A 577-nucleotide genomic window follows, 5' to 3' on the forward strand; every position below is an offset into this window, starting at 1 on the left:
CTTATATGATGACCTCAAGGCGGAGCATAGGAAATGGACACGCAACCTCTCTGATTGCTTCCGTTGGCTCAATCAAAAATATGGTTCAAATCTGTATTTCAGGGGGACTGAGTTCACTCATAATGAGGATCATGAAACCCTTAACATGCATATGAATATCCTCTTTGATCTGCCGTATTTGAAGGGGAACGGCTGGCAGGATTTTCTTGCTGATGTTCGTGAGAGGATGTCGTGCATTGTTAAGGATGCGGGAACTCTTGAGTCTGTTGATGAGGTCACAAAATATGTGACTAAGMCGAACGATATTGAGACGATGGAGGATGGCCATCTTGAGTGGTTCTATAATGAGACACTCAATACGCGACTGATACAGAGGTACGGATCGTTTAAGGAGTTCAAGGGGTCTCTTAATGATGAGAGGCTTCGCATCGTTCGAGATCAGTCTGATGGATCTCTGAAGATGATGAAGAMGCGTGTCATCAATGATGCTGAGCTTTTCACGAAGCGTGATGAAGGCGAAGCCACGATAGGTGTCCCTAAATCATTGGATATGTTCGGGCCCGATATTGCTATGGCT

General features: G+C 45.0%; 1 protein-coding gene. It reads left to right on the forward strand.

Features of this window, described 5'->3' with window-relative positions; genetic code table 11:
• The coding region (locus KP705_RS16345) for a hypothetical protein (RefSeq protein WP_215765010.1) at window positions 1–577 on the forward strand (577 nt) is incomplete at both ends.

Origin of the sequence: Gluconobacter sp. P1D12_c (genome assembly GCF_018812105.1) — a bacterium.
GTDB classification, from domain to species: Bacteria; Pseudomonadota; Alphaproteobacteria; order Acetobacterales; family Acetobacteraceae; genus Gluconobacter; species Gluconobacter oxydans_A.